We start from the raw sequence: 14,419 nt of genomic DNA, 5'->3' as shown, positions 1-14,419 counted from the left end.
ACCACCGACACGCGGGCGCGACCCGGGTTGCACACCCCTCGTTTGGAGGGATCCTCCAAGACACCGGTGTGGTTCTTCGTCGGGCATCCCACCTCTCCCGAGCGCCCGGTACTGGCACGGTGGACACGTGCTGGCCGTACTCGCCCCCGGACAGGGTGCTCAGAAGCCCGGGATGCTCACCGACTGGCTCGACCTGCCCGGAGCGGAGTCGTTCTTCCGCTGGGCCGGTGCGATCGCCGACGCCGACCTGCTGACCCTCGGCACCACCGGCGACGCCGAGGCCATCAAGGACACCGCGGTGACGCAGCCGCTGGTCGTCGCGATGAGCCTGTTCATCGCCCGCGAGCTGGGCGGCATGCCCGGCCCGGTGGTGCACTCCCCGCACGCCGGCCGGGACGTCGTCATCACCGGGCACAGCGTGGGCGAGCTGACCGCCGCCGCGCTGGCCGGTGTCCTCTCCGTCGAGGCGGCGATCGCGCTGACCGCGGTCCGCGGCCGGGCGATGGCCCGCTCCTGCGCCCAGACGCCCACCGGCATGTCCGCCGTCCTGGGCGGTGACGAGGCCGAGGTGCTCGCCGCGATCGAGCGGCACGGGCTGGTGCCGGCCAACCGCAACGGCGGCGGCCAGATCGTCGCCGCCGGCTCGCTGGAGGGCCTGGCCGCGCTGAAGGCGGACCCGCCCGCGAAGGCCCGGATCATGCCGCTGTCGGTGGCCGGCGCCTTCCACACCCACCACATGGCCAGCGCCCGCGAGGAGCTCGAGGCCCTGGTCGGTGGCCTGCGCCCGGCCGACCCGAGCCGGCTGCTGCTGTCCAACGCCGACGGCGCCGCCGTCAGCAGTGGCGCCGAGGTCGTCTCCCGGCTGGTGAGCCAGGTGACCAGCCCGGTGCGCTTCGACGCGTGCCTGGCCACCCTGCGCGACCTGGGCGTCACCGCCGTCCTGGAGCTGCCGCCGGCCGGCGCGCTGGCCGGGCTGGCCAAGCGGGAGTGGAAGGGCGCCGGCATCGAGGTGCTGGCCCTGACCGGCCCGGCCGAGCTGGACCGCGCCCGCGAGCTCATCGCCGCCGAGCGTGGCCGCGCCGAGGCCGAGCACTCCCCCGACTGGCGGGTGGTGGTCTCCCCGGTGCGCGGCACCGTCAGCCCCGCCGAGGTCGCCGAGGGCACCCGGCTCCCGGCCGGCAGCCCGCTGGGTTCCATCCGCAGCCGGCGTGAAGAGGTCAACGTCTCGGCCGGCTACGACGGCGTGCTCGCCGAGTGGCTGGTGCACGAGGGTGACCTGGTCGACGCCGGGGACCCGATCGCCCGTCTCTACCCGGAGGTGTCCCAGTGAGCACGATCAAGCTGCGGGAAGGTGCGCCCGGCGCGCAGATCCTCGGCCTGGGCGCCTACCGCCCGCGCCGCCGGGTCACCAACGACGAGCTCGCCCAGGTGATGGACACCAACGACGAGTGGATCCAGAGCCGGGTCGGCATCGCCGAGCGCCGCTGGGCGTCGGAGGACGAGACCCTGGTCGAGATGGCCGTCGCCGCCGGCGGCAAGGCACTCGCGGCCAGCGGCCTGGCCCCCGACGAGGTCGACCTGGTCATCCTGGCCAGCGCCAGCCTGCGCGCCCCGATCCCGGGCATCGGCCCCCAGGTGGCGCACCGACTCGGCATCCCGCGGCCGGGCGCCTTCGACCTGAACGCCGGCTGCGCCGGGTTCTGCTACGCCCTCGGCGTGGCCAACGACGCCATCCGCAGCGGTGAGTCCCGCAACGCGCTGGTGGTCGGGGTCGAGCGGCTGACCGACGTCACCGACCAGACCGACCGCAGCACCGCGGTGATCTTCGCCGACGGGGCGGGCGCCGCGGTGATCGGCGCCGCCGACGAGCCGGGCATCGGCCCGGTCGCCTGGGGCTCGGACGGCGACCAGTACAGCGCCATCGAGATCGCCGCCGGCCGCTCCACGATGACCATGGCCGGCCAGGCCGTCTACCGCTGGGCCACCACGAAGCTGACCGCCACGCTGGAGGAGGCGATGGAGAAGGCCGGCGTCACCGCCGCCGACATCGACGTCTTCGCCCCGCACCAGGCCAACCTGCGGATCGTCGAGTCGATGACCAAGAAGCTCGGCTTCGGTCCCGACACCGCGATCGCCCGCGACATCGTCCAGTCGGGCAACACCTCGGCCGCCTCCGTCCCGCTGGCGCTGACCGCGCTGATGGAGTCCGGGGAGGCCAAGTCCGGCGACCTGGCGCTGGTGCTCGGCTACGGCGCCGGGCTGACCTTCGCCGGTCAGGTGATCCGGCTGCCCTGAGGGGCACACCAACTGCCGGGACACCCGTCCCGGACGACGACGGCGGACCCGCACCCGGGCCGCCGCCACCAGCCAGAGAGAGGACCCCGCGTGCCCAGCACCGCAGACATCCAGGCCGGTCTCGCCGAGATCCTGGAGGAGGTCGCCGGCGTCACCCCCGCCGACGCCACCCCGGAGAAGTCCTTCACCGAGGACCTCGACGTCGACTCGCTGTCGATGGTCGAGATCGCCACCGCCGTCGAGGACAAGTTCGGCGTCGCGATCCCGGACGACGAGCTCGCCAACATCAAGACCGTCGGCGACGCCATGTCCTACATCGAGAAGAACCAGGGCTGATCCAGCTCTCCCCGGCCGTCCGGCCAGTCACTCCCAGGAGGAACGTCCATGAGCACGCCCACCGCCGACGTCGTCGTCACCGGGCTCGGCGCCACCACGCCCCTCGGTGGTGACGTGGCCTCCACCTGGGAGGCACTGCTGGCCGGCCGGTCCGGGGTCAGCCGCATCACCGACGACTGGGTCAAGGAGTTCCCCGCCCAGCTCGTCGCCCGGCTCACCAGCGAGCCGGCCGAGACCCTCGACCGGGTGCGCACCCGCCGGCTCGACCGCAGCCAGCAGGTCGCGGTCGTCGCCGCCGAGGAGGCCTGGCGCGACGCCGCCGGCGCCGACTCCGGGGTCGCGCCGGAGCGCATCGCCGTCGTCTTCGGCACCGGCATCGGTGGCGCGCTGACCCTGCTCGGCCAGGACGACGTCCTGGAGGAGAAGGGCCCCAAGCGGGTCTCCCCCTTCACCATCCCGATGCTCATGCCCAACGGCCCGGCCGCCGCGGTCGGGCTGGCCGTGGGCGCCCGCGCCGGCGTGCACGCACCGGTCAGCGCCTGCGCCTCCGGCGCAGAGGCCATCCGCTGGGGCCTGGACCTGCTGCGCCTGGGCCGCGCCGACATGGTCGTCGTCGGTGGCACCGAGGCCTGTGTGCACCCGCTGCCGATGGCCGGGTTCGCCGCGATGCGCGCGATGAGCACCCGCAACGACGAGCCCGAGCGCGCCTCCCGCCCGTTCGACAAGGGCCGCGACGGCTTCGTGCTCGGCGAGGGCGCCGCCGCGCTCGTGCTGGAGCGTGCCGAGGCGGCCCAGGCCCGCGGTGCGAAGGTCTACGCGCGCCTGGCCGGCGCCGGCGGCACCGCCGACGGCTACGACCTGGTCGCCCCGCACCCCGAGGGCGAGGGCGCGGGCCGCGCGATCGGTGCCGCCATCCGCGACGCCGGTCTCACCGCCGCCGACATCGGCCACGTGAACGCGCACGCCACCTCGACGCCGCTGGGCGACACGGCCGAGGCCACCGCCATCCGCGACGCGATCGGCGACCACACCCTGGTGACCGCGACCAAGAGCCAGACCGGCCACCTGCTCGGCGCCGCCGGCGCGCTGGAGTCGGTGTTCACCATCCTGGCGCTGCGCGACCAGCTGGTGCCGGCGACGGCCAACCTCGAGGACGTCGACGACAACCCCGCCGTCCAGGCGCTGGACATCGTGCGCCGCGAGCCGCGGAAGGCGACCTTCTCCGCAGCGCTGAACGACTCGTTCGGCTTCGGCGGCCACAACATGGCCCTGGTCTTCACGACGGTCTGAACAAGGGCCCCCTTGCCCCCCCACCACTCGCCAGCTCGCGGCGGGCCCCTGCAAGGGGGCCACGTGCGCCTCCCCTGCTCCGAGGAGCTGCTCATGACCACCGTGCACGCCGACCCGCCGGCTGCCGCCACCGTCGACCCCCGGGACCCCGAGGACCGGCTGGCCCGCTTCTTCGACGCCGGCTCGATGCAGACGCTGGCGGCCCGGGACACCTCGGGCGTGCTGGCCGCCCGCGGCACGGTGGCCGGCTCCCCCACCATCGCCTACTGCACCGACGCCACGATCATGGGCGGCGCGATGGGCGTCGACGGCTGCCGGCACATCGTCGACGCCATCGACACCGCACTGCGCGAGCGCGTGCCGGTCGTCGGCATCTGGCACTCCGGTGGTGCCCGGCTGGCCGAGGGCGTCACCGCCCTGCACGCGGTCGGTGAGGTGTTCGCCGCCATGGTGCGGGCCTCCGGGCGGGTGCCGCAGATCTCCGTCGTCCTCGGCGCGGCCGCCGGTGGCGCCGCCTACGGGCCGGCGCTGACCGACCTGGTGATCATGGGCCCGGCCGGCCGGGTCTTCGTGACCGGCCCGGACGTCGTCCGGTCGGTGACCGGCGAGGTCGTGGACCAGGAGCAGCTCGGTGGCCCGGACACGCACGGACGGCGCTCCGGCGTGGTGCACGTGGTGACCGACACCGAGGCCGAGGCACTGGAGACCGCGCGCACCGCGGTCGACCTGCTGGCCGCGCAGGGCACGTTCGCCCCGGCTGCGGACGAGCCGGCCGTCGACCTGATGGCCCTGCTGCCCGAGCAGCGCAACCGGGCCTACGACGTCAAGCCCGTGGTGGCCTCCCTGCTGGACGGGCCGGGGCTCGAGCTGCACCCACGGTTCGCGCCGAACGTGGTCACCACGCTGGGCCGGCTGGCCGGGCGCACCGTCGGGGTGATCGCCAACAACCCGCTGCGGCTGGGTGGCTGCCTGGACTCCGCCTCGGCGGAGAAGGCGGCCCGGTTCGTGCGGATGTGCGACGCCTTCGGGGTGCCGCTGGTCGTGCTGGTCGACGTCCCCGGTTACCTGCCCGGTGTCGGCCAGGAGTGGGACGGCGTGGTCCGCCGTGGCGCGAAGCTGCTGCACGCCTTCGCCGAGGCGGTGGTGCCGCGGGTGACGCTGGTGACCCGCAAGTCCTACGGAGGCGCCTACATCGCGATGAACGCCCGCTCGCTGGGCGCCACCGCCGTCTTCGCCTGGCCGGGCGCCGAGGTGGCCGTCATGGGCGCGAAGGCCGCGGTCGGCATCCTGCACCGCAAGAAGCTCGCCGCCGCCCCGCCCGGGGAGCGCGAGGCGCTGCACGCCCAGCTGGCCGCCGAGCACGAGCTGATCGCCGGCGGGGTCAACCGGGCCCGGGAGATCGGCGTCGTCGATGACGTCGTCGACCCGGCACAGACCAAGCGCCGGCTGGTGGCCGCGCTGGCCGAGGCGCCGTCCGGGCGCGGGGCGCACGGCAACATCCCGCTCTGAGCGAACGACGACGGCCCGGCCCCCTCCGCGGAGGGGGCCGGGCCGTCGTCGTTGGTGGGGCACACCGACCTCACCCCGTGGTCGCCGACCGCCCGCTGCAGCGTGAGGACGGCGTCGACCCGGTGGGTACGGAGCTGGACTACACGACCTGGTGCAGCCAGGTGACGGGGGTGGCGTCGCCGGCGTGCCGGTAGGCCTCGAGGTCGGCGTCCCAGGCGGCGCCGAGCAGCTGGTCGACCCCGTGCCGGAAGGCCTCGACCGAGCTGGCGGTGGCCGCGAGGTGGCGCAGCTGCTGCTCGGTGATGATCAGGTCGCCGTTGGCGCTGACCGGGGAGCGGTGCACACCGTGGCCGGGCACGTAGGACATGCGCTCGCCGTCGTTGCCGTGGCTGGCCCCTTCGGTGACCTCGAAGCGCAGCATCGGCCACTGCTTGAGGGCAGCGACGAGCTTGGCCCCGGTGCCGGGCGCGCCCGTCCAGGCGACCTCGGCACGGTAGGACCCGTGCGTCACGGGCTGTTCGGCCCACGACAAAGACACCGGCGCGCCGACGACGCGCTCCAGCGCCCACTCGACATGCTGGCAGAGCGCCTTCGGGCACGCATGCACGAAGACGACACCCTGGGTTGACCGTCGCTGCACGGCGCACCTCCATCGACTCGACTGGTTCGTCTTCCCCAACGGACCTGTCGCGCGATGACTGCATTCGTACCTCGGCGGCTCTCAGAGCAACCGAGCAAGAGTTTGCCGGATCGTGACCCGATCGCGCCAGCCCGAGTCGGTGCAGATGAGACGGATGTGACGGGATGCGTCCACTGAGCCGGATGATCTAGCAGGTCAGGGCGTTGATCGCCGCGACACGTGGACGATCCTGACGTGAACTGTCCACCGTGTCGCGCGGATGCCGGCTCCGCCGTGCGGTGGGAGGCTCCCGACCATGCAGAGCGCCCTGGGCCGACTGGTCGGAGTGCTGACCCTAGCGTGCCTGGGCACCCTGTCGACCGGTTGCGGCAGCGCGGACGACACGGCCGCACCTGCCGTGGCCGAGGGGCTGAGCTACCTGAGCCGGCCCGACCTCACGCCGCCCGACCTGGAGGTCACGTGGTCGGGACCGCCCCGGACGCCGGACGGCACGGTCGTCGTCCTCGGGCCGAAGGGCGAGGACGCGCCACTCACCGGTGCGCTGATCGTGGACGACGCCGGCGAGCCGATCTGGGTGCAGCCGACCGAGCGCCGCGTCTACGACGTCCGGGTGCAGGAGTACGAGGGCGAGCCGGTGCTCACCTGGTGGGAGGGCACCAGCCCGGTGGTCGGCCTGGGCGCCGGTGAGTTCGTCGTCGTCGACAGCGCCTACCGGGAGATCGCCACGGTGACCACCGGCGGGGACGTCGAACCGGGACAGGCCGACTTCCACGAGGGCCGGCTCACCGCGCGCGGCACCGCGCTGATCACCGCCTACGTCAAGGAGCCGGCCGACCTCACACCGGTCGGCGGACCGGAGGACGGGTGGCTGTGGGACGGCGTCGTCCAGGAGGTGGACGTGGCCACCGGCGAGGTGCTGTTCTCCTGGCGCTCGCTGGACCACGTGCCGCTGGAGGAGACCAAGAGCGAGCTCCCGGAGGACGGCGGGACCGAGGAGGAGCCCTTCGACTACTTCCACGTCAACTCCGTCGCCGAGGACGCCGACGGGTCGCTGCTGGTCTCGGCCCGCAACACCTGGGCCGTCTACGACGTCGACCGCACGACCGGTGAGGTCCAGTGGACGCTGGGCGGCGAGGCGAGCGACTACGTCCTCGGTGAGGGCGTGGAGTTCGCCTGGCAGCACGACGCGGAGCGGCAGTCCGACGGCACGCTGACGCTGTTCGACAACCAGTCCGAACCCGACGTCGGCCCGACCTCCCGCGGACTGCGCCTCGCGTTGGACGATGCCGCCCGGACGGCGACGCTGGTCACCGAGTACCTGCCCCCCGACCCCGACCGGCTCGCCGGCAGCCAGGGCAACCTCGAGCAGCTGCCCGACGGCAACGTGCTCATCGGCTGGGGCTCGCGGCCGTTCTACTCCGAGTTCACCGCCGACGGCACCCTGCTCTACGACGTGGCGCTGGGCAGCGGCGACAACTACCGCGCCTACCGGGCTCCGTGGACCGGCACACCGGCCGACCCGCCGGACGCGGTGCTCGCCGACGGTGCGGTGCACGTCAGCTGGAACGGGGCGACCGAGGTGGTGTCCTGGCGGCTGGTCAACGGGGACGACGAGGCGAGCGCGACGGCCGGGCAGCCGGTCGCGCGGGACGGCTTCGAGACGCAGCTGCCGGTCGACGGCGACCCGGCGTACCTGGCCGTGGAGGCGCTGGGCGTCGACGGCGCCGTGCTGGGCAGCACCGTGCTGGCCGACTGAGGGCGACCGCTAGCGTGATCGCCCTGGGGCGGTAGCTCAGCCGGTCAGAGCATGGGACTCATAATCCCTGGGTCGTGGGTTCGAGCCCCACCCGCCCCACCACGGATCCCCTGGTCAGTGGCTCGTCGAGAAGGTGCAGGGCGCCCCGGGCCAACGTTCTGTGACACGGTGTCGGCGTGGCCCGCGTGCTGAAGGTGTCCGCTCCGCTCGACTTCGCCGCGATCCGGGCGGAGGCAGGGGTGCCCGAGGGTTTCCCGGCCGACGCGCTGGCCGAGGCCGATCGGGTGGCCGCCGACCCGCCGTTGCCCGAGCACGACGCCACCGACCTGCCGCTGGTGACCATCGACCCGGCCGGCGCCCGCGACCTCGACCAGGCGGTACACCTGGCCCGCACCGCGGGCGGCTACCGGGTGTCCTACGCGATCGCCGACGTCGGCGCCTTCGTGCCGCTCGGCAGCGCGATCGACGCCGAGGCCCGGCGCCGCGGCCAGACCGTCTACTCCCCCGACGGACGGACGCCGCTGCACCCGCCGCAACTGTCCGAGGGCGCGGCCAGCCTGCTGCCCGGCCAGCTCCGGCCGGCCGCGCTGTGGACCATCGACCTGGACGCCGACGGCGAGGTCACCACCGTGGACCTGCGCCGCGCCCGGGTGCGCAGCCGGGCCCAGCTGGACTACGAGTCGGTGGGCGCGCAGGTGCCCGCAGAACTGGAGCTGCTGCCCGAGATCGGCCGACTCCTGCAGTCTCGCGCCCGGGACCGTGGCGCGATCGAGCTGGGCACGCCGTCCCAGGAGGTGGAGCCCGGACCGGACGGCGGCTGGACGATCGCCTTCCGCGGCCAGTCCGACGTCGAGGGGTGGAACGCGCAGATCTCCCTGCTCACCGGACGCTGCGCGGCGCGGCTGATGCTGGACGGCGGGGTCGGGGTGCTGCGCACCCTGCCGCCGGCCGATCCGCGCGCGGTGGACGCGCTCCGCCGGCTGGCCCCCGAGCTGGGCGTCGACTGGCCGGACGGGGCTGGTCCCGGCGAGGTGATCGCCGGCCTCGACCCGGCGCTGCCCCGGCACGCCACCTTCCTCGACGCCGCCGCATCGCTGCTGCGTGGCGCTGCCTACACCGCCTTCGAGGGCGCACCACCCGCCGAGCCCGGACACGGCGGGGTGGGCGGTCCGTACGCCCACGTGACCGCGCCGCTGCGCCGGCTGGTCGACCGGTTCGGCACGGAGGTCTGCCTGGCGCTGGCCGCCGGTGAGCAGCCGTCGGCGCGGCTGCGCGCGGCGCTGCCGGAGCTCCCCGGGCTGATGGCCGCCTCCGACCGGCGCACGCACGAGGTGGAACGCGCGGTCGTCGACCTCGTCGAGGCGACCCTGTTGGCCGACCGGGTCGGCGAGGTCTTCGACGCCGTCGTGCTCGACGCGGACGAGAAGCGGTCGACGGTGGTGCTCACCGAGCTCGCGGTGCAGGCCCGATGCGACGGCCGACTGACCGCAGGCGACCGGGTCCGCGTCCGGCTGACGACGGCGGACCCGGCCACCCGCACCGTCCGGTTCGCCGCCACCGACGATGCCGACCGGCCGCTGACGTGAGTGCCCACCCGAGCGAGGCGGGTCGCCGGGACGAGTGGCAGATCGGGTCGCGGCGTCCCGTCTCAGTCGCTGAGCGTCTCGACGACTGAGAGCACGACCGGCGGGGACGACGCAGCGGCGAGTTGTTCGGCCACCTTCAGCTGGGCGCGCAGCCGGGCTTCGGCCACCTGGTCCCGCAACGGCGCCAGCGGATCGGCAGGCGCCTCGACCAGCCCCAGTTCCCTGGCCGCTGCCGCCTCGGCGGCCCGGTCGACGAGGGACATGGGTGAGACGGCGTCCCGGAGCCCGGAGCCGGCCTCCGCCGCTGCGGTCAGCGCCGGGAGCAGTGTCGACACAGCGCGAGCCCGCTGCAGCGACGAGTCGGTCGTCTCGGCGGAGATGCTGGTGAGCGCACCGAGCTCGTCGAACACCACGGCGACGGCGCTGGAGGACCGGCCACCCGACTCCACCGGTAGTGCCGCCTCGTTGCCGGGATGGGCGACCAGCAGCCGCTGCACCTCGACCCGCCGCAGGTGGCACCGCCGGGGGCCCCTCGGCGTGGCCCGCCTCGGCGGCTCAGCGACCAGTGGGGTGCCGACGGACGAGGACGAGACGTCAGTCGCGGGCCGGGCCGGCACCGCAACTCCCGGCTCGACCTCGACCTCGTCATCGGAGGACGCCTGGACGGGCACGACCTCCCAGACCTCGAGCACTGCCGGCCGGGGCTGGCGGTAGCGGACCAGGCCGTCGTCCTGCCCGGGCTGGTAGTCGACGCGGCGCAGTCGCTGGCTGTCCCCTGGGATGGCCTCGAGGGTCACCGAGACGACCACGCGGAGCGTGTCGGCGAGACCCGTCCAGTCCGCGGAGCCACCGTCCTGGCCGCGGGCCCAGTCCTCGACCTCCCGGCGATCCGGGAGGTCGTCCACCCGGATCCGCTCGTCGACGTCCACGACGGTGGTCTGCAGTTGCCCGCTCCGCCAGGCGGCGTAGGCGGCCTCCGCTGCCCGCGCACCGATCGAGGCCGACAGCACCACCTGTTGCACGACCAGCAGCCGCTGCTGCCAGTGGCTGCTGGACGCTTCGTCGTCCCAGCACAGCAGGGCGGCCTGGGAGACCTGGGCGTGCGCCCGGGCCCCGGCGGCCATGGCGGACCGATAGGTCGCCAGTCTGGCGGCGTCGTCGGGGTGCTCGTCGACGTACCGGGGGTGCACGTCCCACGCCACCGGCTCAGCCATGGGTGGCAGGTCGGGAGCCACGCCATCGCCGGTCGGCTGATGATCGTCGAAGAGGTTGCGTCCCCCACCCACCGCGATCCCGGTGCCAGCCGCGGCCACACCCGCGAGACCGGCCAGGGCCGCCCACCCGGGCGGGCCCAGGGGCAGCAGGGCGGGTCCGGCGGCACCGAGGACCGCCGTGCCGGCCTGCAGCGCGGCCTGCCAGCCCGCCAGTGGCTCGACGGTCGTGGTCGCCTCCGCTCCGGTCAGCCGGCCGTCGGCCAGCAACCTCCACGTCGACTTCTGTGTCGCCATCCGCTGCGGACTCAGCTGCACCTGACACCGGGTCAGGAGGTCGGCGCCGACCTCCGTCGTCACCGTCGACGAGCACTCTGCGGTGCTCGTGCCGGTGAGCGGGTCGGCCGTGGTCCGGCGTGATCCGGTGACCCGGATGTAGGTCAGCGGCAACCGGTAGGAGAGGACGGGCATGGACGGCATCGGTGCCTCGATCCGTGCGGCCGGAGGTGGGCGAGTGGAGGCCGAACCGTCCTACCGACCGCCGGTCGCGTCCAGTGCGGGCCGCACTGTCGACCACTGGCCCGGCGTGCCGCTCCCCACCCCGAGCGCGCCGTCACACGCCCGGGCGGCGACCTCACCCACCGTCCCCGGGGTGACCCAGGGGCGGCCAGTCGACCGGTTCCCCTCGTGGCCCGGCGGGCAGACCACCCACCCCCGAGGATGGGGCCGTGGCCATCGACACCTCGAACACCTACCCCGCGACCCCGGACGCCGTCCTCGCCCTGCTCACCGACGAGCAGTTCCTCCGCGACCGCGCCGCGGCGCTCGGCGCGCAGGTGCAGGAGGCGACCGCGTCGGGCGCCACCACGACCACCCGGCTGTCGGCGCCCACCACCGGCGTCCCGCCGGTGTTCGCCCGCTTCGTCGGCTCGTCGGTCTCCGTCACCGAGCGCAGCGCCTGGACCCCGGACGGCGCCGGCGGGCACCGCAGCGACCTGGACGTGCAGTCGGAGGTCTTCGGCCGCCCGGTGCGGGTGACCGGCGAGCGGCGCCTGGTCCCGGCGGACGGCGGCACCCGGTCGACGGTCACCGGCGACGTCACGGTCGACGCCCCGCTGATCGGCCGGCAGGCGGAGGGCGCCGTCCGCGAGCTGATGGGGGTCGTGCTCCGCAAGGAGGACGAGCTGCTGCGGCGCCGGCTGGGCTGAACCGTCAGCACCACCGGCGAGGATGGCGGGCATGGTGGCCTTCTTCCTCCCGCGCGCCAGTGACGACGAGCAGGCCGAGCGGCTCTACGACGCCCTCGCCGAGTTCGCCGGCTGCGAGCCCGCGCCGCCCGGGCAGCGCGTGCAGTCGATCGCCTTCACCGAGGACGGAGCCCAGTGGGTCGCCGCGGTCGGTGAGCAGCTGTCGGGTCGCCGGACGACGCAGCAGCTGCGCCGCGGTGAGCTGATCGAGCGGATCGAGGAGCTCTCCTCCCCCACCCGCGTGCTCGCGGTCTACCCGGGCACGCCGTTCGTCGTCGTCACCGATGCCCAGCCGATCACCGGCACGCCGTCGGAGTGGTCGAACCCGTTCACCGCCCGGCCCGACCAGGTGACCCTGTTCGACCGGCCGTGACTCAGCGGCCCTGGCGCTCGCGGTACCGGGCCGCCCGCCTCTCCGCGGCCGCCCGCCTCTTCACCGTCTCGGCGGCCTGCCGGTCCAGCTGGGTCTCCTCCCGCACGGCCTGCGCCGTCCCGGCCGGGTAGCCGGCCTTGCGCACCCGGTTCTCGGTGGTCTCGGTCATGTAGGCGGTGGAGAAGATCAGCCCGAGCAGCACCCCGCCGAGCGCGGTCATGCCGCGGATCCAGAACGGGCCGGGCACCAGGAGGAGCACCAGCGCGATCGGGATGCTCATCTGGACGGCGGCGCGGGCGACGTGCCGGTAGGCCCAGGTGCTCGTCGTCGTGTCGTGCAGCACCCAGCTGCGGTGCCGGGCCGGCAGGCCCCCGCCCAGCGCGTACCAGAGCCAGCGCAGCGGTCCAGGACGGTGGAGCTGGTCGGCCGTCGACGGCTGCTCAGGAGGCACCCTTCCTGTGTACCGCACGGCGCGCTCACAACCGGCTCTTCCCTGATCACGCTGCGGGAGGACGCCGCGGTACCGGATCCCGGCCGGGCGGGAGCATTGACCGCCGCCCGACAGCGAGGATCATCGCGGGCATGTTCCCGCTCGTCGTGGACGACGTCGTCCCCTTCGAGGACTGGACGGCGGCCGCCCGCGCCTCGGTCGCCTTCCTGCACCGCACCGTCGGGCTCGACGTGTGGATGGTGACCCACGTCGAGGAGCCGGTGCAGGTGGTGCTGCACTCCCACCCGCAGGGCCTGGTCCCGCGCGGCACGGAGGTGCCGTGGGAGCGCAGCTTCTGCCGCCCGATGGTCAGCGGTCTGGGCCCGCGGGTGGCCACCGTCGCCGCGGCCACCCCGGCCTACGCCGACCTGCAGACCGGACTGCCGCTGCGGGTCGCCGCCTACATCGGCGTCCCGCTGATCACCCGCGACGGCGAGGTCTTCGGCACCCTGTGCGGGATCTCCTCGCGCGCGCAGCCCCGCACCCTGGCCCGGCACCTGCCGCTGGTGGAGATGACCGCCCGGATGCTGAGCACCCTGCTGCCGGAGGAGCCGCCGGACTGAGCCGACTCAGCGCGCGGCGAGCAGCTCGCGCGGCTGGATGCGGGCGCGGCCCACGTAGTAGAGCGTCGTCCCCTCCGGCACCGGGGTCGCCCAGCCGGGGCTGACCGTCAGGCCGTCGGGCCCGCGCAGCGCCAGGACCGTGGCCCCGAACGCCTCGCCGAAGCGCACCTGGCAGTCGCCGAAGGTGGCGAACGGGTGCCCGGCGGGCAGCCGGAGCGAGTAGGTGTTCCCGTGCCCGTGGCTGCTCATCAGGTCGCCGTAGACCTCGGTGAGGCCGGGGTCCAGCGCCTCCTCGGTGATCAGGAACGGCATGTGCCACTGGACGCAGGCGATGCGCGGGTCGACGTAGCGCAGGTTGTCCCGGCGGTCGAGGTCGCGCAGCGCCGCGACCTTGTGCACCCCGGGGGCCGCGTGGTGGACGGCGACCGCGATCGCCAGCGTCTCGTTGTCGTCGCGGCCGTCGATCACCACCGACCGCGCCGCCGCCACGTTGGCCCGGGTCATCACGTCGGCGTGGCTCAGGTCACCGCGGACGAAGGACACCTCGGTCCGGTCCGGGACCGGGTCCTCCGGCACGTCCTCCCAGGCGCACAGCGCGACCCGGGTGCGCCCCTCCGCGGCGAGCTCGGCCAGCATCCGCTCGGTCCGGCCCGGGAAGTAGCCCAGGACGACGAGGTGGTCGGTCAGCTCCAGCTCTCCCACACCCTTCAGGCGCCTGCTGCGGACCGACTGCAGGTAGTCGGCCAGCCGGGTGAACAGCAACGTCAGCGTGACGATGCCGCCGATGATCACGTACGCGCCGACGACGTGACCGGCGGCGGACACCGGGAAGAAGTCCCCGTAGCCGACCGTCGCGGCGGTGACGACGAAGTACCACCAGTAGTTGCCCGGCGCGGCGAGGTCACTGTCGGCCGGCTCCACCAGCGCCATCGCCGGCCAGCTGGTCAGGAACACGAAGACCAGCACGGCCAGCGGCAGCCGCCAGCCGTGCAGCCGCGCCTGGACCACCCGCGAGAAGCGCGAGAACAGATGGAACACAGGCCTCCTGCCAGGACGGACGGGTGCGGGCAACCTAGCGCGTGCACCGTACTGGGGTCAGGGTGTCGACATGACGACCCCGATG

Annotated in this window: 14 protein-coding genes and 1 tRNA gene; 11 read left to right on the top strand and 4 right to left on the bottom strand. The window is 74.3% G+C overall.

Annotated elements, in window-relative coordinates; all coding sequences use genetic code 11:
• The first annotated feature begins 127 nt into the window (after window positions 1-127).
• The 5 genes from HLA93_RS05795 to HLA93_RS05775 all read left to right on the top strand — a co-directional run bounded on the left by HLA93_RS05795 (window position 128) and on the right by HLA93_RS05775 (window position 5,430).
• Complete coding sequence (locus HLA93_RS05795; protein WP_222193335.1) at window positions 128-1,330, top strand: acyltransferase domain-containing protein; 1,203 nt, start codon at window positions 128-130, stop codon at window positions 1,328-1,330.
• Entirely contained in the window at window positions 1,327-2,295 is a 969-nt protein-coding gene (locus HLA93_RS05790) for a beta-ketoacyl-ACP synthase III (protein WP_222193334.1), read from the top strand. Before HLA93_RS05795 ends, HLA93_RS05790 begins: the two co-directional genes overlap by 4 nt.
• Before the next feature lie 90 nt (window positions 2,296-2,385).
• Window positions 2,386-2,631: an acyl carrier protein gene (locus HLA93_RS21435; RefSeq protein ID WP_222193333.1), complete on the top strand. Its 246-nt coding sequence runs from the start codon at window positions 2,386-2,388 to the stop codon at window positions 2,629-2,631.
• Between the two features lie 48 nt (window positions 2,632-2,679).
• The gene (locus tag HLA93_RS05780; RefSeq protein WP_222193332.1) at window positions 2,680-3,921 is read left to right on the top strand and encodes a beta-ketoacyl-[acyl-carrier-protein] synthase family protein; all 1,242 of its coding nucleotides are present in this window, start codon (window positions 2,680-2,682) and stop codon (window positions 3,919-3,921) included.
• A gap of 93 nt (window positions 3,922-4,014) precedes the next feature.
• Window positions 4,015-5,430, top strand: coding sequence for an acyl-CoA carboxylase subunit beta (locus tag HLA93_RS05775; RefSeq protein ID WP_222193331.1), 1,416 nt, complete (start codon window positions 4,015-4,017; stop codon window positions 5,428-5,430).
• A 139-nt stretch (window positions 5,431-5,569) separates the two neighbouring features.
• Here the strand turns inward: HLA93_RS05775 and HLA93_RS05770 are convergent, their stop codons facing one another.
• Window positions 5,570-6,037 (bottom strand): DUF3145 domain-containing protein, encoded by a 468-nt coding sequence (locus HLA93_RS05770; RefSeq protein ID WP_308127998.1) that lies wholly within the window; start codon window positions 6,035-6,037, stop codon window positions 5,570-5,572.
• A 328-nt stretch (window positions 6,038-6,365) separates the two neighbouring features.
• Between HLA93_RS05770 and HLA93_RS05765 the strand changes: the two genes are divergently transcribed.
• The 3 genes from HLA93_RS05765 to HLA93_RS05755 all read left to right on the top strand — a co-directional run bounded on the left by HLA93_RS05765 (window position 6,366) and on the right by HLA93_RS05755 (window position 9,412).
• Window positions 6,366-7,826 (top strand): arylsulfotransferase family protein, encoded by a 1,461-nt coding sequence (locus HLA93_RS05765; RefSeq protein WP_222193327.1) that lies wholly within the window; start codon window positions 6,366-6,368, stop codon window positions 7,824-7,826.
• A gap of 25 nt (window positions 7,827-7,851) precedes the next feature.
• Window positions 7,852-7,928, top strand: a tRNA-Ile gene (locus HLA93_RS05760).
• A gap of 74 nt (window positions 7,929-8,002) precedes the next feature.
• Entirely contained in the window at window positions 8,003-9,412 is a 1,410-nt protein-coding gene (locus tag HLA93_RS05755; RefSeq protein ID WP_222193326.1) for an RNB domain-containing ribonuclease, read from the top strand.
• Window positions 9,413-9,474: 62 nt separating this feature from the next.
• Here HLA93_RS05755 and HLA93_RS05750 read toward each other — a convergent pair whose 3' ends face one another.
• Window positions 9,475-11,103, bottom strand: a complete 1,629-nt coding sequence (locus HLA93_RS05750; RefSeq protein ID WP_222193324.1) for a hypothetical protein — start codon at window positions 11,101-11,103, stop codon at window positions 9,475-9,477.
• Between the two features lie 248 nt (window positions 11,104-11,351).
• On the opposite strand from HLA93_RS05750, the gene HLA93_RS05745 reads away from it, so the two are divergent.
• Window positions 11,352-11,831 carry a DUF2505 domain-containing protein gene (locus HLA93_RS05745; protein ID WP_222193322.1) on the top strand — a complete coding sequence of 160 codons (480 nt, stop codon included), beginning with the start codon at window positions 11,352-11,354 and terminating at the stop codon, window positions 11,829-11,831.
• Between the two features lie 22 nt (window positions 11,832-11,853).
• Window positions 11,854-12,243 carry a hypothetical protein gene (locus HLA93_RS05740; protein ID WP_222193321.1) on the top strand — a complete coding sequence of 130 codons (390 nt, stop codon included), beginning with the start codon at window positions 11,854-11,856 and terminating at the stop codon, window positions 12,241-12,243.
• Window position 12,244: 1 nt separating this feature from the next.
• On the opposite strand, the gene HLA93_RS05735 is transcribed toward HLA93_RS05740, so the two are convergent.
• Window positions 12,245-12,694, bottom strand: coding sequence for a DUF5313 family protein (locus HLA93_RS05735; RefSeq protein WP_222193319.1), 450 nt, complete (start codon window positions 12,692-12,694; stop codon window positions 12,245-12,247).
• A 131-nt stretch (window positions 12,695-12,825) separates the two neighbouring features.
• On the opposite strand from HLA93_RS05735, the gene HLA93_RS05730 reads away from it, so the two are divergent.
• The gene (locus HLA93_RS05730; protein ID WP_222193313.1) at window positions 12,826-13,296 is read left to right on the top strand and encodes a GAF domain-containing protein; all 471 of its coding nucleotides are present in this window, start codon (window positions 12,826-12,828) and stop codon (window positions 13,294-13,296) included.
• 6 nt (window positions 13,297-13,302) lie between these two features.
• Here the strand turns inward: HLA93_RS05730 and HLA93_RS05725 are convergent, their stop codons facing one another.
• On the bottom strand, window positions 13,303-14,334 hold the full coding sequence (locus HLA93_RS05725; RefSeq protein ID WP_222193312.1) for a potassium channel family protein: 1,032 nt from the start codon (window positions 14,332-14,334) through the stop codon (window positions 13,303-13,305).
• Window positions 14,335-14,419 lie beyond the last annotated feature (85 nt).

Source organism: Modestobacter italicus (assembly GCF_019799965.1).
Lineage (GTDB): Bacteria > Actinomycetota > Actinomycetes > Mycobacteriales > Geodermatophilaceae > Modestobacter > Modestobacter italicus_A.
Note: the sequence above shows the minus strand (reverse complement) of the source record. Positions and strands in the feature narration are given on the sequence as shown.